Raw genomic sequence first — 25,277 nt, forward strand, 5'->3', positions numbered from 1 at the left:
CATATTAAAAAAGTAAATTCATAATATTTTTTAACTTTTATTGAAAATAAAACAATAAAACAATGATTTGTTTAACAAAATATCATAAAAACAAAGGTTTTATTAAATAACACCATATAAAGACCCGCCTTTTGCACCTAAACGATCCACCCTTCGCTCCACCGCTTCATCCTTGATCAAGCCTGGTGCATGATGAGGTTTACTACGCGCATCAATAATAACAGGCCCCTTGCACCCCCAATGTTTAAAGGACGTAAAACTATCGACGCCGTAGATATCATAAGCGGGATTACTGCGGGTAAACGTTACCCATACAAAATTATTAATGGTATCTGCCGTAAAAACAGCATCATCTGCCAATACAATCAGCTGTATACCCTTCCAATCCTGCGATTGCGCCTCCCTGCACCAAGCCTCGATAGCTTCATCTTCTTCTATATAAGTCGTAAAGGGTCGTCCGTCCAGCACAACAACACCCGGAAATGGCATTTTGCCGTGGCTAAATGGTCTAGGAAGTCTTAGGGAGCAGGGTATCTCTTTCAATAATTCCCGCTTTTTCCTCCCTACGGCTGCAAACGTTACCTTTGAACCGGTATTCAGTCCATCGCCCGAATAATCTAACGTATCCATGGTCGTATTCGTTAGAAAGTGCAAATCGCGAGTAAGGTCAATGCGCTCTAAAATATGCATGAAAAATCCCCCGATATCATGAATATCCAACTGCGGGTTATCTTCATGAGCGCCAATGAAAAGATATTTCGCCAAACTAAGCTGGTTTGTGCCTAATATCTGGTTGGCAATCGTCAAGACCTCTTGTGGACGATCTACTTCTTGATAAGGCGTATATCGCTCGCTCCCAATCGCAAACAGCAGCGGATGTACACCTGCCGGATCAACTGCATGGACAGCGTGCAAACCATTTATTTGTTGTGGAATGGCGTTGCCTGTGATTTCGTGAATCAGCGCACCAAAACTGGTATCTTCCTGCGGCGGCCTGCCAACCACGGTAAATGACCAGATGGGATTTTGGCGGTGGTAAACTTTATGTACCTTCATTAAAGGGAACGGATGTGTCAAACTATAATAACCGATATGATCTCCAAATGGACCTTCGGGTTTGTTTTCATTGGGATATACCGTACCCGTAATAACAAAATCTGCATCTGCCGAAATACAAAACCCCTCCTCATCATAAAAATAACGAAATCGTCTATTACCCAAAGCTCCCGCAAAAATCATTTCAGAAAGTCCTTCGGGCAATGGCATGACTGCCGAGAGTGGGTGTGACGGAGGTCCTCCGACAAAAACACTGACTTTTAAAGGTACCCCCAGCTGGTTTGCTTTTGTTTGATGAACACCAATCCCACGATGCAATTGATAATGCAGACCAACTTCTTTATTTGGAATATATTCGTTTCCTGACAATTGTATACGATACATTCCTAGATTAGCTTGCATAATACCTGGATGGGAAACATCTTCCGTATATACTTGAGGCATCGTGACAAACGCACCACCATCCATCGGCCAGTTGACAACTTGGGGTAAAGCAGAAATTTGCGTCTGTCCGTACAAAATAGGTGCACCGCTTTTCTTCTTCCAGGGAAGTGCACCAAGCGCAACCATCGACGAACCGACGTAAGATAATGGATTTTTCAATACCGACATGGGATTCATCTTCACATCGACCAATTTTTTCACATGGTCTAATGTATCGCGAAACATAAATTTAGAACGATCTAATGTCCCAAAGAGATTGGAAACAGCGGGAAACTCAGAACCTTTGATGTTTTCAAAAAAAAGTGCGGGCCCCTCTGCATCAAATACCCGCATATGGATAGCCGCCATTTCTAAATATGGATCGACCTCCTCTTTGATGCGCACCAAATGCCCGTGTTGCTCCAAATCAGCGACACACGCTGCTAAACTGTTGTACCCCATGCCATGCAATATATAGTGAACAACAAAAATAACAGAATAACCCGAAAAGAGGCAATGGCGGCAAATATTACTCTGCCAAGAGAATTTCTTTTAGGGGTGTAAAGCGGAAAGCTAAATAAGCATCCCAGCTGTTCTCGACTTTCGCATCTATTTGAATTGAATTCAAAAAACTCATAGTCGCGGCGCGTCCGTTAGTCCCCTTCCGATATAGCAGCGCAAGTAACCAATTCGGTAAAGACACCATACGCTGTAAATTCAGTTTCGTCGTTAATTTTCTATAAAGACGGTACAAATCGACCGTTGAGATAACCTCACCCCCTCCTACTTCCAACACATTATAGTGAAAGTTGGGTACGTATAATATAGCCTTCAACCACCGTACGAGATCATGTATTCCAATGGGTTGGAGCAGCTTATCACCGTATTGATTCGAATAAAATATAACTTTACGACTGGATAACTGTTGATAAACATGATAAAGCCAGCAATCTTTACCTACAACAAGATTCTTCAGAACCACCGTATAATCGATTTGAAACTCCCTCAGCAGGTTAAGAATTGGCTGTATGGATCGTCTATCCGTCAACTCTGTCACATACACCAGCCTGTTGCAACGCAAACGTTTTATCAACCTAATAAAATTACGCAGACATAACAGCTCCACTCGGAGGTTAACATCATCATCCAAGGCGGGCACCTGTGTGAAGTAGAAGGACGCATCGATATAAGGTAGTCCAATCCCATCTTGCACGTCGTCTTTTAGCAAATCGATCTCAAATACTTGAGCATGTATCGGTTCGGACATACGGTCTTCAAAGAGCTTTCTATTTCTCGTGATAGCAAACAAGCGGAAGTCTGTATCTGCCATCAAGCTGGTACACCGCCGCCCTACATAATTATTAAGTCCGCTAATCAAGATGTCCATAAAAAATCCAGTTATATAATCATTTCTTTTCATAACACAATAGGACAATGAATGTTCGCGACAAACGCTATTTGTTACAGAAAAAACTTACTTTGGTATTTGCATCATCATTTGTCTCCCCTTTGTAAAAAGACCTCACACAACTAAATAACATCATATTTTCTGTATATTTGTAGCATCATTAACATCTCCGCTTGGCATTTTCTTGTATGACAAAAAAAGTAATTTTAGTATGGTTCAGGAATGATTTGCGTATTCATGATAATGAAATTTTACATGAAGCTGTGCAAAAGGGTGACATTGTCATACCCGTTTATTTTTTCGATCCACGTTATTTTAAAATAAACAAAGCAGGATTTCAGAAGACAGGCATTACCCGTGCCAAGTTTCTCTTAGAGGCGGTTAACAGCTTCAAATCGACCTTACAAGAAATTGGCGCCGATTTGCTGGTTTTTCATGAAAAGCCGGAAGATATAATAGGCACACTTTGCGCAAAGTACGAAGTAACTGAAGTGTATCACCATCGGGAGGTCGCGCAGCGAGAAACGAGCATATCCGAGCGCGTAGAAGAAACGTTATGGAAAGAGAAGATTAACTTGAAGCATTTCATTGGCCATACGTTATACCATAAAGAGGATTTGCCTATTCCAATTCGAGATATTCCTGACTCTTTCAACGCGTTCAAGAAGAAAGTCGAAAAAGAAAGCTTTGTACGGCCTGTTCTCCCCCCAGTTAGCCACATTACGACGCACCCACATCTCGAATTAACCCGAGCCCCTACATTGGAAGAACTAGGCTTTTCAACCGAAATCATCGCGACGTTGGACGACATCACCAACCCCATAAAAGGAGGAGAAGAACAAGCATTGAAAATGATTGAAATGACGCTTTCTGTCGACTACAACGAGGAGAATGACTACAACCTAATATCGCCCTACATAGCAAACGGAGCGATTTCGCCCGCTTTTTATTATCACAAAATCAAAGAACATTACACTCCCTCGAACAGAAAGAAATACGACAGGTTACTGATGCGCCTTCTATGGCGGGATTATTTTCGGTTTATGTTAAAAAAATATGCCAATATCTTTTTCAAACCAAACGATCTGGATAAACGCACGTGGGCCAGCAAAGAAGACTTGTGTACGTTTATGACAAACAGTAAACAACCTGTTATCGAGAAGCTCTTTCGAGAGCTGCAAAACACCGGAAATTTACCTTATGAACACAGAGACATCTTGGGAGCCTACATGCTCCAGGAATGGAATGTTAATCATATAACCGGAGCACGACTTTTTGAAGAATACTTGTTAGACTATGCTCCCGCAACGACGTACGGCTATTGGCTTCATTTTGCCGGATTTGGCACCAGTCCGAAAGATAATTTAAAGGCGTCGTGGGAAGAGCTATTAAAGAAAAACTATCAGGCCAAAACATTGGTAAAATAGTGCTACCTATTACACATTTTCCACACAAACATGGCCTTTCTTCAAATAATCTAAATATATTGGATTATTTGACGTTTAAACTTGCTTTTTTATTGCATTTGTCCATGACATAGTATTTTATATTTGTTAACTTTGGGCAAAATTTTTATACATAAGATTTCCTCATGGATAAATTAACATATTTGAGTAACGCCGATTCAGGATACATTGACGCGTTATATCAAACATACAAGGAAAACCCAAATTCAGTAGATGCCAGTTGGCAGAGATTTTTTGAAGGATTTGATTTCGGACAAACCTCCGGAGGGGAAACGATTCCCGAACAGACACCTGAACACACCATCAAAGAAATTAAAGTATTAAACATGATTCATGGTTATCGTGACCGTGGACACTTGTTTACGGAAACCAATCCTGTTCGTGAGCGCCGTAAGTATTTTCCAGGGAAAGAGCTGGAAACATTTGGCTTGTCAGAAGCCGATATGGATACGGTTTTCAACGCAGGAGTGGAAATCGGTCTCGGTCCGGCAAAACTTCGTGATATCCGTCAATTTATCGAGGACACTTATTGTCGTTCTATCGGAGCAGAGTTTCGTTACATTCGCCATCCAGAAAAAATCAAGTTTTTGCAAGATCGGATGGAAGCAGACCGAAACATACCTAATTTTCCGATAGAGACTAAGAAACGTATTTTAAAAAAACTAAACGAAGCCGTTATTTTCGAAAGTTTTTTAGGCACCAAGTTTCTGGGACAAAAGAGGTTCTCGCTAGAGGGTGGGGAATCTTTGATTCCGGCTCTCGACTCTGTCATCCAAAAAGGTTCATCGCTGGGAATAGAAGAATTTGTTATCGGTATGGCGCATCGTGGGCGTCTAAACGTGCTGTCCAATATCATGGGTAAGCCTTACAAAACTATATTCTCTGAATTTGAAGGAAAAATGTATGAGGCCGATCCTGAAACCCAATTTGGCGGTGATGTAAAATACCACTTAGGATTTTCTTCGGACATTACAAGTCAAGAGAACAAGAACATTCATCTTAGCCTGGCACCAAACCCGTCACACCTAGAGACGGTAGATGGTGTGGCCGAAGGCATGGTGCGCTCCAAAATCGACATGAAATATGGAGGAGATTCGTCCAAGATAGCTCCCATCCTTATTCACGGAGATGCAGCCGTGGCTGCGCAAGGAATTGTGTACGAGACCATACAAATGTCAAAATTGGACGGTTATAAAACAGGTGGCACTATCCATATCGTGATTAACAACCAAGTAGGGTTTACCACCAATTATAAGGATGCTCGGTCGTCAACTTATTGTACGGATATAGCAAAAGTTACGCTATCTCCTGTTTTCCACGTCAACGGAGATGATGTAGAGGCATTGGTATACGCGATTAATCTTGCTGTAGAATATCGTCAAAAATACAAAACAGATGTATTTATTGATTTACTAGGCTATAGACGATATGGGCATAACGAAGCCGATGAGCCGAAATTCACACAGCCGTCGTTATACAAACTCATCGAAAAACATCCAAACACCTTGGCTATTTATGTAGACAAACTGATTAAACAGGGTTCTATCGATGTAGAATATGCCAAAACTTTAGAAAAAGACTTTCGTTCCACCTTACAAGACCGTTTAGAGGCCGCGAAAACGGTAGAAGAAATTAGTGACGAACGACCGATGTTTGCGGGGGCATGGAAAGGTCTCCGACCGGCGAGACAATCAGATATCGGCAAACCCGTTCTAACGAAGATTACAAAGACTTTATTTTTGGAATTGGCAAAGGAAATGAATACGTTGCCAAAAGATAAAAAGTTCTTCCGGAAGATCACCAAAGTCTATGAGGATCGATTAAAGATGATCGAAACAGACAAATACGATTGGGCAATGGGTGAGCTCATGGCTTATGCCACACTGTTGAATGAAGATTATCGTGTTCGTATCTCTGGACAGGATGTGCAACGCGGTACATTTTCTCATCGTCACGCGGTTGTAACTCTAGAAGATTCAGACGAAACATACACGCCGCTGGCTAAACTCAAAGGTGGCGATAAATTCAACATCTATAACTCGCTTCTTTCCGAATACGCCGTCCTCGCTTTTGAATATGGCTACGCGTCGGTTAATCCAAATTCATTGACAATTTGGGAAGCTCAATTTGGTGACTTTGCCAACGGTGGACAGATCGTATTCGATCAATATATCTCCTCAGGAGAGACAAAATGGAAACGTTCAAATGGGCTAGTCATGCTTCTTCCTCATGGGATGGAAGGACAGGGGCCGGAGCACTCTTCCTGCCGTATAGAGCGCTATTTGGAATTAAGTGCAAATGACAATATTATCGTAGCAAATTGTACTACACCGGCAAACTTCTTTCATATACTGCGCCGTCAACTTCATCGTGACTTCCGTAAACCGCTAGTAGTAGCCACACCAAAAAGCCTTTTACGTCATCCTAAAGCGGTTTCTTCTCTTACAGATTTTACGCAAAAAAGCTTTCAAGAAATACTAGATGACACCAATGTAACGGCTCGATCTGTAAAACGGGTCGTGTTATGTTCGGGTAAGATTTATTATGACCTGCTGGAAAAACAAGAAGCTGATAAGCGTAAAGACATTGCATTGGTACGTATAGAACAGTTATTCCCCATTGCATATGATCAACTTGAGGCTCTTCGCAAAAAGTATGCGAAAGCGGAATTTGTATGGGTGCAGGAAGAGAATGAAAACATGGGAGCGTGGCCTTTCTATTGTCGAAAATTAAGCGGCTCGTCGCTCAATCTCCGTGTTATTGCTCGCCCAGAAAGCGGATCACCTGCCACTGGATACATGAAACGGCATTTGGCACAACAAGCAGAGATAGTTAATAAAGCATTTCAAATATAAAACATATCAATAGGTATCCTTGTTGTTGATATAAAAGAAAATAAAAATATGAGCTTAGAAATCAAAATACCTGCCGTAGGAGAATCCATCACCGAGGTGACCTTGGCACAATGGCTAAAACAAGACGGTGATTACGTCGAAATGGACGAAAATATCGCTGAATTGGAATCCGACAAAGCAACATTTGAACTACCTGCGGAAAAAGCGGGAATACTTAAAATTATTGCACAAGAGGGTGATACTTTAGAAATTGGTGCGGTCGTATGTACCATCGAAGAGGGGGATGCTCCAGCGCAAGGTACGGATAGAAAAGAAGAAGCTCCGGCGGAAAAACCCAACGCACCTGCGCCGACAAAAGAAGAAACAGAAAGCTCAGATTCTTATGCTGCCGGAACAGCTTCTCCAGCTGCAGCGAAAATATTGAGAGAAAAAGGAATCGATCCGTCGACAATCAAAGGCACGGGAAAAGACGGTCGTATTACAAAAGAAGATGCGGAGAAAGCACAGGCGAGACCTGCGGCAGCCAAAGCAGAAAACACGCCTACCACGGAATCGACTACATCTACTCCGGTTGCGCTTGCAGGTTCGCGTAATGAACGTCGGGAAAAAATGACTTCATTACGTAAAACAATTGCAAAGCGTTTGGTAACCGTGAAAAATGAAACAGCCATGTTAACGACGTTCAACGAGGTAAACATGCAACCAATCATGGATCTTCGGGCGAAATATAAAGATGCCTTTAAAGAAAAACATGGTGTTGGTTTAGGCTTCATGTCGTTCTTTACGAAAGCCGTAACCATGGCGTTGAAGGAATGGCCAGCGGTTAACGCACGCATAGAAGAAAACGAAATTGTTTACTCAGACTTTGCCGATATTTCTATTGCGGTGTCTGCTCCGAAGGGCTTGGTGGTTCCGGTTATCCGCAATGCAGAGTCCATGAGCTTATACCAGATTGAAAAAGAAGTCATCAACCTAGCTACGAAAGCACGCGATAGTAAATTAACTATTGAAGAAATGACGGGAGGAACGTTTACCATCACCAATGGTGGTGTATTTGGTTCGATGATGTCTACACCAATCATCAATGCGCCTCAATCTGCTATTTTAGGTATGCACAACATTGTGCAACGTCCGGTAGCTGAAAACGGGCAAGTCGTTATACGGCCGATGATGTATATTGCATTATCTTATGATCATCGCACCATTGATGGTCGTGAATCGGTAAGTTTCCTCGTTCGCGTGAAGCAATTACTGGAAGACCCTGCACGGTTATTATTGGAAGTGTAACTATACACGCATACTTTATAAAAGGTCGTCTCTCCATAGGACGACCTTTTTTCTGAAAAGCAAGTTTTCGTAAAATATAACCTAGATATTCCATATGGCCTTTAAAAGACAGATTACTTACATATGAAACAATCTACACGCATTATAATTATCCTTACGCTCTTATATTGTAGCGTCGCCTCTGTATCCAATGCGCAACAAATAGGATTGGAGGTCGATTTCTTTGGCTATGCCGATAATCGAGAATACAAATCCATTTATACCGAAGATAAAACGTTCTTTGGTGCGATCTTATCTCCTAAGCTTTATTTTGCGTTGGATAGCAACCATCGCGTCTACGGGGGGGTTCATTACAATCAAGATTTCGGTATGCATAGCGAAAATAAAGAACGTGTATCCCCCATTGCTTATTATAATTTTAAAAACAAAAATATTGATTTTGCTCTAGGCCTCATGCCTCGTCATGAACGATTGGCTGACGTTCCCAGAATGGTATTGGCAGATACCTTTATGTATGATCGTCCGAATATAGAGGGCATGTATTTTTCGTTTCACAACCAACATATCAAACAGGCGATCTATATCGATTGGCTGAGCAAACAAAGCCCACAACATCGCGAACGTTTTGTTGTTGGTCTTTCTGGTAAATATACTTTTGGAAACTTTTACTTGGCAGATGATGCCCTTCTCTATCACAACGCGTTGACGAGCAATGCGGAAATAGAAGATCACATTCAAGACAACGGGATTGTACTTTTACGCGCGGGTGCCGATTGGAGTCGAAAGACTTTTTTAGACTCCTTGACTATAGATGCAGGGATGGCCATTGGTTTCGACCGTGTACGGACAGAATACGACCTCCGCGTAGCTAGAGGGTTTATTTCAAACATTTACTTGGGCTACAAACAGTTTTTTTTAGGCAATACCTTGTATCTGGGGGATGCGCAGAATCTTCCCAATGGCGATTCCTTCTATCAGCGGGAGACGTATAACCGTCTCGATTTAGGCTGGACGCCTTTCAGAAAAGGAAATCTGGAAGGAAAATTTACGGCCTCATTTCATTTCGCACCTGATCAGGTTAGTAATCAGCAAGCATTTACCTTACGCTATCGGTTTGGAAAAAGTCTTCTTTAAACTCATTATTGACCACGCGTCGGCCAAATCTAGTGCCTGTTCTCCTTATGGCGCGATCAAATCATTGTGTATCATGCGGTTATTATATTGCTGAATAAATGCTTTCAAACTACGTTCTAAGTGTTCCGCAACCTGTGTCTCCTTCATCAACACGTCGTGCCGTTCCAGACGGTCTTCTTTCAAATTGAATAACGAGAGGGCTTTCTTTCCATCGTGCGTCATAAAATAATCATCTTGAAAGAAGCAATATGTACCATTGATGTTATTGACAAGAAAGTTATTCCGATCACTGGAAAACGCATCAAAACCAAAAGAGAAGTACGGTTTATCATAGCCAAGATAATTCATGACAGTTGGCATAATATCGATTTGCTGTACCAGTTTATCGGAAATACCCCGCAGCTTTTTATCATTGGGATGATAGAAGATAATTGGAATCGCCACACTGTTGGCAGATGTTTTATATTCAGGCAAATGGCTTACCGTCGCATGGTCTGCACAGATGACGAACAATGTGTTGTTAAACCACGAAGTTTGCGAGGCGGTTTTAAAGAACTGCCGCAAAGCATAATCTGTATACCCCACGGGCTCTTGTACCGGAAGCGGTCCCTTCGGAAATTTCCCTTCGTATGGAGCAGGTACCTTAAAAGGATGGTGGGATGATAAAGAAAAAAAGCCAGCAAAAAAAGGCTGTTGAAGACGATTCAATTCTTTCGCCATGAATTGCATAAAAGGTTCATCCCAAATCCCCCACATCCCATCAAAATCCTTGTCATTATTATATTCATTCTTTCCAAAATACCGCTGAACACCGGCCAGTTGCATATAAGCTGAAAATCCCATACTACCATTTGGTGCGCCATGAAAAAACGCTGTTTCATATCCTTCATTCCCTAATAACTTCGCCATACTTGTTGTTTTATTTCCCGAATAAATAGAGAGTACAAAAGGCTCACCTATCGACGGGATTCCCGTGATAATCGAGGGCAATGCATCAATGGATTTTCGTCCATTCGCAAACGATCTGGAAAACGTATACGATTCTGCTATAAGCGAATCCAAAAATGGTGTATATCCCTTATAATTGCCGTTTTGTATATCTTTATTCAATGCGCCGATATGCTCTTTTGCAAAACTTTCCAGAATCAAAACCACCACATTCATTTTCTTAAATTCAGCTGTATCTGCGGGTTGATGGATAACAGGGTAAATCTCTTTTAGTCTTTCTTCCGTATAATAATGAACTTCTTCAAACTGAACAGCTTTCAACGTTTTCAATATACTAAAAGGCGTATTCAACACAATATTCATCTCTTCAGGACTACGTACATAATCGCCGGCATTGCTCAATGTAATTGGTCGCGTACTGTGTGCCCACCCCCCACGCACGCCTCCAATAAATAGGAAAGCGACCAACAGAAACAACGCCGCATGCGCTGTATAAAACCGAAAAGAAAGTTTCCGAGGACGGTATACAATGACAATACGAGCTATGATTCTGATTACAAAAATCAAGGCAATAAACAATAGCACCAACCACCAATATCCCCACACGAAATCAAAAGCCAATTTGCCTAGATTATCTTCGTTTGCAAATTGATGAAAGACGGTTCCCGTTGTCCTTTTTAAGGTAAACGGGTAATATGCATAATCAATCAAATTTAACATTACTCCAAAACTATTGGTGATGATAAACACCCACTGCGCTATTTTTTGATAAGAACGGGCATATTTGAATGACAAAGGTATTCCTTGCATTAAAATATATAAAATATTGAGATAGAGTAAAGCTACGACATCAAATTTCACCCCTCCCCATAACATAAGCAGAAATTCACCTGCTTCTACATGGGGAAACAACGAATTATTATAAATGTAAAATCCTATACGCAACAGCGTATATAAAAGTAACAACAGGAGAAATTGAATAGCCAACAACCAAAAAGTGTTGACTAAGTTATGAGACAACCTATATTTCATTCGTTAAACAAAAAAGAAACCTTTTAGAAGTAATATAAAATTAACGGTAAATTTACATAATAATATTACAAATTAACGCATTCGCACAATTGCTGCTAATTCCGTATTTTTGCGTCTCGATTTTTGAACGATTACGATAATGAGCATAGCAAAAACTTATAACCCAAAAGAAGCTGAAGAGAAATGGTATTCCTACTGGATGGAGAACGGTTTTTTCCGTTCTACACCAGATGAGCGCGAACCATACACAATTGTGATGCCGCCCCCGAATGTCACTGGCGTACTTCATATGGGTCACATGCTGAACAACACCATTCAAGACGTATTGATTCGCCGTGCGCGCATGCAAGGCAAAAATGCTTGTTGGGTGCCGGGTACTGACCATGCATCTATTGCTACGGAAGCCAAGGTGGTTGCTATGCTAAAAGAGCAAGGCATCGATAAGAAATCGTTGAACCGTGAAGATTTTCTAAAACATGCTTGGGAATGGAAAGAAAAATACGGTGGTATCATCTTAAAACAATTGGAAAAACTGGGTGCTTCTTGCGATTGGGAACGTACTAGATTTACAATGGATCCGGATTTATCCGAAGCGGTTATCGACACGTTTATTAAGTTCTACAAAGCCGGTTATATCTACCGTGGCGTTCGAATGGTCAATTGGGATCCACAAGGGAAAACTGCACTCTCGGATGAAGAAGTCATCCGTAAAGAAGTCAACCAGAAACTATACTACGTTCGCTATAAAATAAAAGATAGCGATGGCCATATCATTATTGCAACTACGCGTCCGGAAACCATCATGGCGGACACGGCTATTTGTATTAACCCTAACGATGAGCGGTATAAACATCTCCAAGGAAAAACGATACTTGTTCCTTTAGTCAATCGTGAAATTCCAATTATCCAAGACGAATATGTCGAAATGGAGTTCGGTACGGGCTGTCTGAAGGTGACACCGGCACACGATCTGAACGATTATGAACTGGGACAGAAGCATAACCTTCCGGTTATCGATATTTTGAACGACGATGGAACGTTGAATGAAAAAGCGCAAATACTCGTTGGTGAGGATCGTTTCATCGCACGAAAGAAAACGGTTAAAATGTTAGAGGAGGCCGGTCAGATTGAAAAAATCGAAGATTACAAATCACAGGTAGGTTTTTCTGAGCGTACGGATGCTGCTATAGAACCCAAACTCTCCATGCAATGGTTTTGCAAAATGGATGAGTTGGCAAAACCAGCTTTGGAATATGTGGAAAATGGAACAATCAAATTGATTCCGGAAAAATTCTTTGCTTCCTACAAGCATTGGATGGAAAATGTAAAAGATTGGTGTATTTCCCGTCAATTGTGGTGGGGACAGCGTATTCCTGCTTGGTACAACGCAAATAATGAATGGGTAGTCGCCAAAACAGAAGCAGAAGCTGTACAAGCATTCGAAGCACAAGGAAAATCTATAACGGGGCTTCGTCAAGAGGATGACGTGTTGGACACTTGGTTTTCATCAGGTTTATGGCCGATGTCTGTATTCGATGGGGTACGCCATCCGGAAAACGAAGACTTCAAATATTATTATCCAACCAATGATTTGGTCACTGCTCCGGAAATTCTATTTTTCTGGGTAGCACGTATGATTATCATGGGCCATGACTATACACAGAAACCACCGTTTCGAAATGTATATCTTACAGGGATTGTTCGTGATAAATTAGGACGCAAAATGTCCAAATCGCTCGGTAACTCACCCGATCCCATTGAGCTGATGGAACAATATGGTACCGATGGGGTGCGCGTTGGTATGCTTCTCTCCTCCCCGGCCGGTAATGACCTTATGTTTGATGTGGCATATTGCGAACAGGGGCGAAACTTTGCAAATAAAATCTGGAACGCATTCCGCTTGGTCAAGGGTTGGGAAAGCATAGACACGCCGGCTACTCCCGCGCAAAAAACAGCGGCACAATGGTTTGAAAACCGTTTCAACCAAGCGGTGGTCGAAATTGAAGAACATTTCGCAAATTACCGCCTCTCTGATGCCTTAATGGCGACCTATAAATTGATTTGGGATGATTTCTGTGCTTGGTACCTGGAATTGGTCAAGCCGGCTTATCAAGCCCCTATTGAGAAAGAGACGCTTGAAACGGCGAAATACTTTTTCCAAAAAGTTTTAACATTGGCACATCCGTTTATGCCTTTCCTAACAGAGGAATTGTGGCACGATGAGCTGTTTGGCTCACGAGCAGCTAAAGATTGTGTTATCGTGGCCCGCTATCCTGTTATACAAGCGTATGATGAGCAAATCATCAGAGAATTTGCTATGGTACAGCAAATTATTTCAGAGGTTCGTAACGTTCGAAACGCTAAGGGACTGTCACCTAAAACAACGCTTCCTTTGGCGATCAACACGACCGAGATAGATTTTACAAAATATCAGGATAGTATTATTAAATTGGCCAATATCTCGGAGCTAACCTTTGTACAGGAAAAGGTGACCGGCGCGTTAAGTTTCCTTGCAGGAAAGAGTGAATGCTATGTGAAATTGAACGCAGAGAACATCGACATAGAAGCAGAACGGGAACGTATTACAAAAGAGATTACTTATCTCCAAGGCTTTTTGGTATCTGTAGACAAAAAGTTATCCAACGAGCGTTTCATACAGAATGCAAAACCAGAAATTGTGGAGAATGAGCGCAATAAAAAAGCAGATGCCGAAACAAAGATTAAGATTTTGCAAGAAAGCTTAGTGGGATTGGCATAAACCGGCTGATATATAATAAAACGCATATGCATTTTGTTTAGTTTGCATATGCAATTTCAGTAAAAAGACAAGTAACTGTTTTATAAGAGACTAAAATGAAAACATATACAACAGACTATATCGATACCTTTATTACCGCAGCGGATGATACGAAGGTCACTTGTGGAACGGTACCGCCATCCCGAGGCAATAAAAAAACGATTGCGGAAATGCAATATGAACTATTAGCGCAAAACCCCTATAAATTCTCATCCGACGACGTGCTGTTTCAAGTGTTTGCTGATCGGAACGATTTAACGGAAGCCGAATACGAATTGGCACGAAAACAATTCTTTTCCAAAGGACAACCTTGCTTCCGAGCCTCTCCCCTAACGAAGACATATGGTTTTGGTGTCCATTGTGATAATCAGGGAAAAATGGCTATTTATGGTATGGAAACTCCAGACTACGAAAAGTTTGTCGCCGATAAACAGCTAAAGCATGTTAAAGCGATGAAATCTAGCAAATAGAAAACCAAACCTCCTTCCTGCTGTTCTTCTAGTAAAAACACATTAATTATGTCTTATACTATATTTAAACAGCTTCATCAGGAAAATCAGGTATTAGTACTAGGAAACGTATGGGATGCGCAAAGCGCGAAAGTAGCGCAAGACGCGGGATTTAAAGCACTGGGCAGTTCTAGCCACGCTATCGCTAATCTTTTAGGATATGATGATGGCGAACAGATATCGGTAGACGAAATCCTGTTTATGGTGGAACGAATCGTAAAAGCCGTTGATATTCCAGTATCGGTAGACTTCGAGGCCGGCTATTCCGATGATCCAGATACGGTAGCCAAATATGTGCAACAATTGGCTGATTTAGGGGTAGTGGGGATTAATCTTGAAGATGGTAAAGTCGTTGACAGCAAAAGAAAGCTACATGACGCCTTAGTATTGGCAAACAAGATTAAAGCAATCAAAGCCAATACGCCCCACATGTTCGTCAATGCCCGAGCTGATACGTACACAACGAAGCATCCTCAAGCGTTGGAAGAATCTATTAGACGTGCGACTTTGTATGAAGAAGCGGGTGCTGACGGTCTTTTTATCCCGCTGGTAGAAACAAAGGAAGATATTCAAAAAATAGTTTCCTCCACCCACCTTCCGCTCAATATTTTCTTAACCGATAAGCTTCCCGATTTGGAAACTTTACATCAATTGGGGGTCAAGAGGTTAAGCCATGGTGCCAAAATCTATGAATGGTTGATGGAAAAAAATATAGACGTATTTCAATATTTTGTAAATGACCCCAGACTTCCGAAATAGAATGGCTGTTAGGGCTCCATTTTAATCTTATCTAATAACTTTTGTGCTTTATCATAAATTTTAGCGGACTGCTCAATATCGGATAACCGTTTTTTTGCTTCTTCTCTTCGTCCAGATTCCGTTAGTATAACGGCTACGTAGTAATTAGCCTCTTGCCGAAAAACAGATTCGCCATCGGCTAAAGGCGAGAGATATCTGGTTGCTTGATCAAATTTCTTCTCGCCTATTAAGCTAAGGCCAAGATAGAATTGATATTGTAAAATGGTTTGGTCTGTTTGATACAAATCCAACAAAATCGACGTGCTTTTTCGATAATCTTTAGCATTAAAAGCTTCCACAGCACGTTCATAGTCGTTGGCTTCGTTATTTTGATTTCCCCGTACAACCTCCGACTGCATTTCCGGCAATTCATATAACGCCGTATCTGATTGGAAGAAGACAAATTTCACGACGATTAGAATACAGGCGGCTGCAGCTAAAGGTATAAGCCATTGTTTCCATGATATCCGTTTTCCTTTTCGATGTGTTGTTTCCGCCTCCACAAGACTGGCACGTAAAGTTTCTTCTTCCGAAGAAAGTCTACGACCAAGTACTTCGGTCAGTTCTTCTTGCATCCTCAATTCCGCCCGAAATTCAGCATCGTTTTCATATAATATATCGAATCCGCGCTTATCTTCAGCCGACAAAACGTTGTCGATATAATCCTGAATAAGTTCTTCTCTAGATTTCATCTATTGCTAATTATTGCTTTTAAAAAAAGGATGAGCTCTCACCTTCTCGCCCAATTTCGCCATACATTCACTTTTTTTCTTCCGCAGATAGGCATACGTCAACCCAAGAGACGTCGCAATCTTTTCTTGATTTTTCGATACCATGCAACGTTTAATAATTTCCTGACACCTTTCGCCTAGCGAATCTAAAAGTTCCATCAATATGTTTTCTTTTTCCACCAATACCATGTGTTCCATATATGCTGTGTGCGAATCATCTTCAATATCAAATACATGATTCTCCACATTTGTTACCTCTTTACGCTTTCTTTTTTTTAGCTCGTTCAGCCATTTTCTTTTACAGACCAACAACAAAAACGATTCGAAAGAAGTCGTCAATTGGAAATCTTTATATTTTGCCATATGATAAATATCAACCAATGATTCTTGTAGAATATCAAACCCGTCGTCATTGGTTCCACTGTTGCGACAAATCAATGCAACCACCTTATCAGCAAATTGTCTATAGATATGCTGTATCCCCTCTCCATTATTCTGAAGTAGAAATTGAATATATTTTTGATCGTTATGCATGTAACTTGGTCTGTATTTCCACCTAATTCCTATCTGTTAATAATATTTACTTCATGGTTTCTTAAGTTATAACAAATTAAGTTATTTTTGGAAACAGTACAAAAGAATTTTACCAATTGGTAAGTTATGAAAAGAAAACTCTACTATCTATTTATGGCTTTTTATTGCCATATTGCTTTAGGGCAGGATACCTTATTGGTCCGGCAAGACACGTTTCCATCATCTATCCAAACGGAATATCTAGCAAATAGTATTAAGTTTACACCGATTATACGACCTCTGGTTCCCATTCCAGGTGGTCGTCAAGCCTATTACACTTATTTATGGGACTTTGGAGATGGACAATTTAGTACGCAAGAATCACCCGAACACCAATATGGGGAATCCGGTGAATACGATGTTTCTTTATATATCGTTAACAATTACGATAATGGCCCCCGCCCGAAGAAACCTAAGACAAAAGTGAAAGTAGCGTCCAAGCTGGCAAAGACGGATAGACTTCCGAACACATTCGAACAAAATTTTTTCAAATCGAACGACGTCTTTCAATTATTCAAAAATGCCAACGCGGTGCCCGGCGAAGATATGTCGTTGATCGTTGGGGTGAAGCCTAGCACTCAAAAGGGAAAAATCCTGGTATTAACAAATGAGAAGCTTATCAACCCCAATGGTTTCATAGTCGCTAATCAAAGCCGCTACCATAACGAACATATTCTGCCAATAGAGCGCAAAAAAGAACTGGAATCCCTATGGGCAAATGTAACGCACGCTTCCATTACACAAAGTGGCAGTCCTGATTACGGTATCAATGAGGAGTTAGACTTTACAGGAAATCAGGCCTTACGTTTTTTTAATGGCCTGTTGGACGAATACAACACCGTTACACAGTACGATATCGAAGGCGAGGTAGGCGATACCCAACTTTCCATTATCAATTTGGATATCACTCCTGAAATGCTTGCGGATACGAATGCTATTGTCACGGTTACCGGAATATATCTTGCGGAAGGCGGAAATCCCGTCATTCATAAGCTCGATATTCCGATCATCAAATCACATGATCCCAATAAAATGTCCGTAAGACCTGCGTTGATGGATTATCGTTTACAATTTAAAAAGAAGACACTGACCTATAAGGTGCAATTTCAGAACGACGGCGAGGGTGACGCGAAGAATATACGCTTGGAGATGTTTTTCCCCAATCAAGTGGATGTAAATACTTTTAAGTTACTCAACCTCTATCCACAATGCGACACCTGTTTAACCGATCAAGATATGGGCTGTTATACTTATCAGGTTAAGGATGAGGATAAGATCATTTTCCACTTTCGTGGGATCGCACTACCTGGAACAGCTTCCCAAACAATTACAGATCAAGATAGCACTAAGGGATTCATCCGATTCACGTTGAAATCGCATAAGAAATTGCAAAATAGATCGCTTCCAAGCTACACCAATATCTACTTTGACAAAAACGATCCCATTCGTACCAATACATCAACTGCTCGCTTCCGACCGGGTTTATCACCCATAGTCACATTGGGATTAAATGTGCCTGCTAAACACCCCAATGACGAAATCGGAAGATTGACAAAAGGGCTAACTTTTGGTATCGGCCTCGCACCTATTGCTCCGTATAAGAAACCTTATTGGCAAGTCGAGTTATTTGCGAGTACGTTTGGCGTTGACTACGCGGCATCGCTTCCCGAACGAAAAGGAGAAATACAGTTACCTAATAGTAGAGGTGACCTCATGTACTATGGATACAGTGGTATCGACAGCGCGGCCACAAAAAAATATCTTAGTTTGCAAATACCTGTGCAGATTCGTTACAATATCAGTCGGTACATATCGGCGGGCGTAGGTGCACTGGTCAAAACACACGTTAATTTACAAAATGATCAACAAACAACATATCACCTCCTTAACGCAGGAGCAGAAAGAACGGAACACACGGTAAGCATGAGTGCTGAAAAGGAAAAAATATCGCCCCTTCTTTTTTCACCTTTAGTAGATTTAAATATAGGGCGCGCCTATCTGGGTCCCGCAGTCGGTATACGCTACCATTTCGATAAAACGTATAAAAGTAACCTTAATTTCTATTTGATGTGGCGACTGTAAGGGCATTCCTTTTCGGATTTATTTTTAGTTGCTTAGCCTGCAAAAATCAAACCGATATCCAATTACAAGGTAGCCCGTCGTTGGATTCTGTAGCGACCTCTTTCGTTGATTCCGTTGGGGAGCTAGCGTACGATCATTACGCTTCCTTTGAAAAACAGCCAGATCTTTTTCTTCAACAGATAGAAAACAAAGCGTTGAATGAGGAACAGAAAGAAACATATGCCTGGATTTTAATCAATATGGCTTATGGCTTTCAAGAACACAGTCGATTTTTAGCATCTATCAAATATTATGAAAAGGCACTGTTGTACGATAAAGAAAATCGCATACTGAATCTAGAGGATAGACTCACCTATTTGTACAAACCACTCGCCAATAATTACACCGTAATTGCAGATTACGAAAAAGCCGAAACTTTACAGCTAAAAGCCTTAGGGGAAGCGCAAGACGAAAAAACAAAAGCATCGTTTTACAACAATCTTGCGCTCTTATATGTTTATAAAGGCGAGCGTAAAAAGTCAAAAGAGGCAGCAATTTCCGGGTTAAGGCATAGCACACAAAACGACTACTTAAAAGTTCTTTTACATTATTCCTTATCTTCCGCCTATGCTTCCTTAAATGAGGCAGATTCTGCCGAATGGCACAATAGTTTTGCACTTCAAATAGCGAACACATTACCGATAGATGATCATCTAGCCTTGAGCAAAATCCCTATACTGGAACGAAAATCCGTATTCCTTTTACAAAACAATAAGATAAATTTAAGTCGAAAATATCTCTTAGAGGCTTTGTCGATAGAAAAAATGTATTTCCCAGATACCCGTTTTAGAGAAAAAGCAAATCTTTATAACGCTCTCGGTGAGATCTTTTTAATAAAAGAAGAATTTACACAAGCTAAGAGCTGCTTTAAACAGGCTCATAAGTTACTTGATGTTCACATTCCTGCCCGTACATCAAGCTATACGCATATCGCTGTATTAAAAAATTTGGGGTTGGTGTACGCGAAACAACAAGCCGATTCAGCATTCTATTATTTTGAACAGGCAATCGAACAAGATTTTGCTTTCCAACAGAATATTACCAGCAAAACCAGTCATATTACCGGAAATAAATGGAACCAACATCTTTTAAGCCTGGTCTTCCATCATATTGGAAATCCAGAAGATCTTGATCAAGAAAAGCTAGCCAAGCTGTTGTGGTTGGTCGAACTAGCAAAAGGGCGTATGCTTTGGAACGACATCAATAGAGCCACGGTTTGGGAAAGTGATACCGTCGAGTTAAACCAAGGAATGAAGCAACTACAGCAGCTATATTTGACACGTGATAACCTAACGGATAGTAGTGATATCAAAGAAATAAATCAATCGATTCAATTCATGCTCACTGATTTTCAATTAGATGAGCAGCACTTTACAAGAAAAGTGGCATTGCCAAATTTCGATAATTTCCAAAAACAACTGACCGACAGCTTGGCTGTAACGTATTCCTATTTTATTCATCCGGATAGTAGCTTGTCCGTATTCAAAGTAGATAACGGTAAAATTTCCTGCGTACACCAGAAAAATACAGGTTTATTAGATTCCATTGCTCAGTTTAAAAAGGATTATTTTTCGACAACCCCTCATCTCTTCAATAACAATCCAAAACGTTATTTTAACAGAGCCCAACATTTGAAAAATCAGTTATTACCCTCGCTTCCATCGCGATCTATAACACTCCGGCTATCGCTTCATGATGAGTTATATGTTCTCCCCTTTGATGCACTAAGCGAATCTGACAGATTTTTGATTGAAGACTTTGATGTTCAATATGTCAATTCCCTTTTAATAAAAGATCTATATCCGAACACATCATTTCACAATCCTCAAATCAGTATTCTGTACCGGGATAAATATCGTCCTCCACTTGCTGATCTTCGTTTTGTAAAAAAAGAAGTGGAAAACCTCCAATCAGGTTACAAGACGACAACTTTCTCTTATCAAGATTTGTCTATAAGAAAGTTGGAAAACGCCTTCAAAACATCATCTATATTACATATTGCGGCCCATACAGTTGTCACCCCACAGCAAGAAGCGAAACTACTTCTACATCAAGCCATATCTGCCGAACAACTTCGTTACTATCATATCAAATCACCACTTGTTGTTCTTTCTGCCTGCAACACCGCGTCAGGAAATCTTCTCCCTTCGGAAGGATTGGAAAGTATCAACAGGGCATTTCTAAGCAAGGGAATTCCAGGCGTCGTGGCAACACATTGGTTTGCTAGCGACGGCACGATGTTAGATATTATGGCAAAATTCTATGAAGAGTTGACTATTTCTAAAAATCCTATCCATGCGCTCGCGGAAGCGAAAAGAGGCTATCTTTTGGAGCATTCCGAGTTAGGTTCAAACCCATGGTATTGGTCTAATATTGCTTATACCGGAACGGACATAAAAATAGACTTGCAAAAATATGCAAGTCTACGCCAAGTTGCTTGGAAAATCGCTATTGCTTTCCTTGTGCTAGGCAGTTGCCTCTACGGCATGTTAAGGCTTACAAAGTTTAAAAACAAACATTATAAAACCCGCCATAAACGTTAGAAATGATTCATCTGGGATTGCTCCCTGCTGTATACTTTCATGGCTTCCTGGAGGCACGTCTAAATTCTTTCCCATAACTTAAACCATTTGATATTTTACATCCCTTTTTATTTTGCAGCGTTTGATGTCCTTCTCTAGAACAAGCATCCTCGATAAAAGTTTTCTCATAGTTTTAATTTTTTGTGAATAAATATGTTAATATCATCGTTATATCCGCTAAGATCTCGAAATGTTACCCCTCACTATCGAAGAAATTAAATCCAATTACTTTAATTTACCGAACAATCCGCCCCTTTTACCGAGAAATGCCTCTAATCCACCTAAACTATATAAAGTTACCTAGGTAACTAACTTATCTTTGAAGTATACAAAAAGAAATAAACACATTACAGCATTTTAAAAAAAGTATCATGGAAACGAAAAAAGCATTCACATTAAACAGCGACAATATCTCCAACACATTTCAAAAAACCATTGACTGGATTCAAGAAACCAAGGTCAGTATAACGTCAAAAACGGGCAAAGTCTATATCAAACTTCCGTTCATCATCGCTTTTGTTATCCCGCTACTTGTTCCGTTTGCTTTAATTGTAGGTATTATTTTTGCTTTGGCTTTTAGTATAAATATTACTTTTGAGCGACATGACAATAAAGAGAACCGTATTCAACAAGACGAAATAAATTCTTATTAAACAGGTAGTTTACAAAAACATTCAAAACAATAGCAGCATGACATTGATCGCAGTTCTATTCCCTTGGCTATCATTCTTTTTAAGAGGAAAAATATGGATTGGCTTTATCTGTCTTATCTTACAGTGTACACTAATCGGTTGGTTGCCCGCAGCAATATGGGCAGTAGCTTCCCGCATCGATGAGAGAAATAAGAACCGCATCCGTCACTTGGAGAGACAGATGCGGCGTACTATGTCCTAATTTAGGTCAATCATCCACACGGATGAACTCTCCTTCTCTTGAAAACTCTAGATCAAGTCCGTTCGAGATTTCTACTTCATATCCCTTCCTTTCCCTAATTATCTCCTTCACAAAGGTATTAGGGAAACTCTTACGAATGTATTGAGAAATTGTGGATGGGATAATTTGTACAGGTACTGCCATTCCTTTCATCTTTATTTTTTCCCATATTCCGTCCGAATCAAATTCTATTTTCGAACCACTTTTTAACACGACCTCGTACTCTTTCTTGAAAATATACTCCGTGTCCATCGTAATGGTAATAATCTCCGCGCCAGAAAAATATTTTTTCAGGAATGTTTTTGCTTTATCGGGCAAATTGCTAAAAGATATGGCTTTATCTTGTGCGAACGCAATAGTTATCGTACACAACAAAAATACCATTGCAATTAATCTAAATAACATTTTCATTATGATCCGTCGTTTTCATGCGTATATGATTATTTCGTAAGCTCGGGCACATTCACCCATGTTTGTTTTTCAAACATGGACATTTCATATTGCAATGATTCCAATCGATTTAGGAAAGTTTTAGGAATGGAGTAATGTCGTTTATTTTTTTATAGAAAAAATATGCATTTCACCCTCAAAACGATAGTCTATAGATAATTGGGAATAACTATCTACAATCGATTTTACAATAGCAAGGCCCAGGCCATTGGATTGACTATCTTGCGTGCCTTTATGAAAGCGGTTGAAAATTTTCTCTTGATCTAACGATATTGGATGACCGGTATTAGCAACCGAAACTTGATGCTCGTCTATATTTATAAATATCCGCCCGCCCTTTACATTATATCGTATAGCATTACGGAACAGGTTAGAGAGCATGATAAGTGCCAGGTCTTTGTTCATCGATGTTTCAAAGACGGTATGTTCCTCCACTTGTAACGTGATGTCTTGAAAAAGTAGAAAATCGTGAAAATCTTTACTGATCTCTTCTACTAATTGATTTAAGCTAATTTGATTAACGTCCTTATACTGTTTATTCTCAATCCTCGACAGCATCAATAATGCTTTATTCAAATTTACAAGCCGTTTCATCGATGATTTCGAATCAGCTAACTGGGTAAGTTGGTTTTCAGAAAGTGATTCGTCCTCCATCAACATCTCCAATTTATTGATCGTAATAGCCAACGGTGTTTGCAATTCATGCGCTGCATTTTCTATAAAACGTTTTTGGTCGTCAAATACTTCTTCATTTCGTCGCCACATCCGGTGTATTTCTTCATCCAGTTGATTGAATTCCAAGATATTGGTAGTTAAGACTTTCAAATCGTCTTTTTTTCCAAAGCGATAAAGATTAAGGTTCTCCAATATGATATTAAATGGACGCCATGCGCGGCGAAGAACCAATTCATTAATTAAATATACGCCCAAAACCAGGACGAGGTATAACACGATGAGTGCCGTGGTCAGGTTCAGTATCAAATCATCCTCTTCTACCGTAGATGTTCTGATTTCCAAATGATACGGTTTTTGATCAGGCGCATAAAACCCCGTGCGCAATACACGATAAGGCTCCATCTCATCGTCATAAGGCATATAGAAAAATTCATTATCGAGTCGATTCTCCTCTGAAAAATCATTTTCATCTTCCACGGAGGTGATTCGAAATTGGTTAATACCGTATTCATTGGTTTCGAGCAATTTTGGATGTGCATAAACCTCTCTTAAAATTAATATCTTTTGATTTTTAAGCCCATCGTCTACATTGTCGTAGACTTCTTCCAAAATAAAGGCATAAAATAAAGCCGCCCAAATTGTAATAATTATCAGAAAAGCAATGCTCAAATAACGTAAAGTATAGTTCTTAAGAGAAACTTGCATCGCATTAAACCAATTTATAGCCTATTCCATAGACTGCCTGAAAATCAACTTCCGCTCGATGGCTTTTAAGCTTACGTCTTAAATTTTTAATTTGTGAGTAAATAAAATCAAGATTATCCGATTGATCCGCATCATCGCCCCAAACAGCTTCTGCGAGCGATGTTTTTGTAATCAGCTTTTCAGGACGTATCATAAAATAATAGAACAAGTCATATTCCTTTCGATTTAATTGGACTTCATCTGCCCCGATAAGAACCTTACGTTCTTCTGGAAACAATTTGACATCTTTGAACTCAATCGCTTGCTCGCCATGGTGGTTCTTGCGACGCACGACGGTCTTGATACGTGCTAATAGCTCTGCTAGATGAAAAGGTTTCGCCAAATAATCGTCCGCACCCAATTCCAAGCCTTCCACCTTATCCTCCACAGAATCCTTGGCAGAAATAATAATGACCGAGTCGTCTTTTCCCAGGGCTCTCAATTCCGCTAATAATTCCATACCTGTGCCACCCGGCAACATGATATCCAGCAATATACAATCGTAATCATAGTTAGCTACTTTAGCCAGTCCACTCGTGTAGTCGTTAGCGGTTTCTACGATATATTTTTCGCCTTCTAGAAATGATTTCATCACGTCACAAAGGTCCGTTTCATCTTCTACAATCAGTACTTTCATAGTTAAACTAAAATACAATAATACTCTTTTATCACTAATACTTCACAAACGTTATTTTTGTTTGTTAATTTGTGTCGGCAAATAATTGAAAGTAGAAATGAACATTTCTATACTTTTT

General features: G+C 40.2%; 19 protein-coding genes. 11 read left to right on the forward strand and 8 right to left on the reverse strand.

All coding sequences use genetic code 11. The features are described 5' to 3' along the window. Positions 1-102: 102 nt before the first annotated feature. Together H8B17_RS11610 and H8B17_RS11615 are read right to left on the reverse strand one after the other, a co-directional pair. Complete coding sequence (locus H8B17_RS11610; protein ID WP_190309317.1) at positions 103-1,941, reverse strand: UbiD family decarboxylase; 1,839 nt, start codon at positions 1,939-1,941, stop codon at positions 103-105. A 67-nt stretch (positions 1,942-2,008) separates the two neighbouring features. Further along, positions 2,009-2,866, reverse strand: coding sequence for a Rossmann-fold NAD(P)-binding domain-containing protein (locus tag H8B17_RS11615; protein ID WP_190309318.1), 858 nt, complete (start codon positions 2,864-2,866; stop codon positions 2,009-2,011). A 209-nt stretch (positions 2,867-3,075) separates the two neighbouring features. On the opposite strand from H8B17_RS11615, the gene H8B17_RS11620 reads away from it, so the two are divergent. The 4 genes from H8B17_RS11620 (at position 3,076) to H8B17_RS11635 (ending at position 9,629) form a co-directional block, all read left to right on the forward strand. Continuing rightward, positions 3,076-4,314, forward strand: a complete 1,239-nt coding sequence (locus tag H8B17_RS11620; protein WP_190309319.1) for a deoxyribodipyrimidine photo-lyase — start codon at positions 3,076-3,078, stop codon at positions 4,312-4,314. Positions 4,315-4,478: 164 nt separating this feature from the next. Then, complete coding sequence (locus tag H8B17_RS11625; RefSeq protein ID WP_190309320.1) at positions 4,479-7,208, forward strand: 2-oxoglutarate dehydrogenase E1 component; 2,730 nt, start codon at positions 4,479-4,481, stop codon at positions 7,206-7,208. 48 nt (positions 7,209-7,256) lie between these two features. Continuing rightward, positions 7,257-8,495, forward strand: coding sequence for a 2-oxoglutarate dehydrogenase complex dihydrolipoyllysine-residue succinyltransferase (odhB, locus tag H8B17_RS11630; protein WP_190309321.1), 1,239 nt, complete (start codon positions 7,257-7,259; stop codon positions 8,493-8,495). Between the two features lie 123 nt (positions 8,496-8,618). Beyond that, complete coding sequence (locus tag H8B17_RS11635; RefSeq protein ID WP_190309322.1) at positions 8,619-9,629, forward strand: hypothetical protein; 1,011 nt, start codon at positions 8,619-8,621, stop codon at positions 9,627-9,629. A gap of 45 nt (positions 9,630-9,674) precedes the next feature. Here H8B17_RS11635 and H8B17_RS11640 read toward each other — a convergent pair whose 3' ends face one another. Beyond that, the gene (locus H8B17_RS11640) at positions 9,675-11,609 is read right to left on the reverse strand and encodes an LTA synthase family protein (RefSeq protein ID WP_190309323.1); all 1,935 of its coding nucleotides are present in this window, start codon (positions 11,607-11,609) and stop codon (positions 9,675-9,677) included. Between the two features lie 139 nt (positions 11,610-11,748). Here H8B17_RS11640 and H8B17_RS11645 point away from each other — a divergent pair, with 139 nt between their 5' ends. The 3 genes from H8B17_RS11645 to H8B17_RS11655 all read left to right on the forward strand — a co-directional run bounded on the left by H8B17_RS11645 (position 11,749) and on the right by H8B17_RS11655 (position 15,674). Next, positions 11,749-14,367: a valine--tRNA ligase gene (locus tag H8B17_RS11645; protein ID WP_190309324.1), complete on the forward strand. Its 2,619-nt coding sequence runs from the start codon at positions 11,749-11,751 to the stop codon at positions 14,365-14,367. Positions 14,368-14,462: 95 nt separating this feature from the next. Then, on the forward strand, positions 14,463-14,876 hold the full coding sequence (locus H8B17_RS11650; protein ID WP_190309325.1) for a DUF6157 family protein: 414 nt from the start codon (positions 14,463-14,465) through the stop codon (positions 14,874-14,876). A 48-nt stretch (positions 14,877-14,924) separates the two neighbouring features. Beyond that, positions 14,925-15,674 carry an isocitrate lyase/PEP mutase family protein gene (locus H8B17_RS11655; protein WP_190309326.1) on the forward strand — a complete coding sequence of 250 codons (750 nt, stop codon included), beginning with the start codon at positions 14,925-14,927 and terminating at the stop codon, positions 15,672-15,674. Positions 15,675-15,682: 8 nt separating this feature from the next. Here the strand turns inward: H8B17_RS11655 and H8B17_RS11660 are convergent, their stop codons facing one another. Both H8B17_RS11660 and H8B17_RS11665 read right to left on the reverse strand, forming a co-directional pair. Further along, positions 15,683-16,405 carry a hypothetical protein gene (locus H8B17_RS11660; protein ID WP_190309327.1) on the reverse strand — a complete coding sequence of 241 codons (723 nt, stop codon included), beginning with the start codon at positions 16,403-16,405 and terminating at the stop codon, positions 15,683-15,685. 6 nt (positions 16,406-16,411) lie between these two features. Further along, the gene (locus H8B17_RS11665) at positions 16,412-16,978 is read right to left on the reverse strand and encodes an RNA polymerase sigma factor (RefSeq protein WP_190309328.1); all 567 of its coding nucleotides are present in this window, start codon (positions 16,976-16,978) and stop codon (positions 16,412-16,414) included. Between the two features lie 126 nt (positions 16,979-17,104). On the opposite strand from H8B17_RS11665, the gene H8B17_RS11670 reads away from it, so the two are divergent. From H8B17_RS11670 to H8B17_RS11685, 4 genes are all read left to right on the forward strand, one after another. After that, entirely contained in the window at positions 17,105-19,099 is a 1,995-nt protein-coding gene (locus tag H8B17_RS11670) for a PKD domain-containing protein (RefSeq protein WP_190309329.1), read from the forward strand. Next, positions 19,087-21,681: a CHAT domain-containing protein gene (locus H8B17_RS20835; RefSeq protein ID WP_190309330.1), complete on the forward strand. Its 2,595-nt coding sequence runs from the start codon at positions 19,087-19,089 to the stop codon at positions 21,679-21,681. Before H8B17_RS11670 ends, H8B17_RS20835 begins: the two co-directional genes overlap by 13 nt. Before the next feature lie 410 nt (positions 21,682-22,091). Then, positions 22,092-22,373 carry a hypothetical protein gene (locus tag H8B17_RS11680; protein WP_190309331.1) on the forward strand — a complete coding sequence of 94 codons (282 nt, stop codon included), beginning with the start codon at positions 22,092-22,094 and terminating at the stop codon, positions 22,371-22,373. 37 nt (positions 22,374-22,410) lie between these two features. Next, positions 22,411-22,614: a YqaE/Pmp3 family membrane protein gene (locus tag H8B17_RS11685; RefSeq protein ID WP_190309332.1), complete on the forward strand. Its 204-nt coding sequence runs from the start codon at positions 22,411-22,413 to the stop codon at positions 22,612-22,614. Between the two features lie 6 nt (positions 22,615-22,620). Here H8B17_RS11685 and H8B17_RS11690 read toward each other — a convergent pair whose 3' ends face one another. The 3 genes from H8B17_RS11690 to H8B17_RS11700 all read right to left on the reverse strand — a co-directional run bounded on the left by H8B17_RS11690 (position 22,621) and on the right by H8B17_RS11700 (position 25,159). After that, entirely contained in the window at positions 22,621-23,064 is a 444-nt protein-coding gene (locus H8B17_RS11690; RefSeq protein ID WP_190309333.1) for a PepSY-like domain-containing protein, read from the reverse strand. Positions 23,065-23,205: 141 nt separating this feature from the next. Continuing rightward, positions 23,206-24,483 carry a sensor histidine kinase gene (locus H8B17_RS11695; protein ID WP_190309334.1) on the reverse strand — a complete coding sequence of 426 codons (1,278 nt, stop codon included), beginning with the start codon at positions 24,481-24,483 and terminating at the stop codon, positions 23,206-23,208. 4 nt (positions 24,484-24,487) lie between these two features. Further along, positions 24,488-25,159, reverse strand: a complete 672-nt coding sequence (locus H8B17_RS11700) for a response regulator transcription factor (RefSeq protein WP_190309335.1) — start codon at positions 25,157-25,159, stop codon at positions 24,488-24,490. Positions 25,160-25,277: the final 118 nt, after the last annotated feature.

Source organism: Sphingobacterium arenae (assembly GCF_014692505.1).
In the GTDB taxonomy this organism is placed as follows: domain Bacteria; phylum Bacteroidota; class Bacteroidia; order Sphingobacteriales; family Sphingobacteriaceae; genus Sphingobacterium; species Sphingobacterium arenae.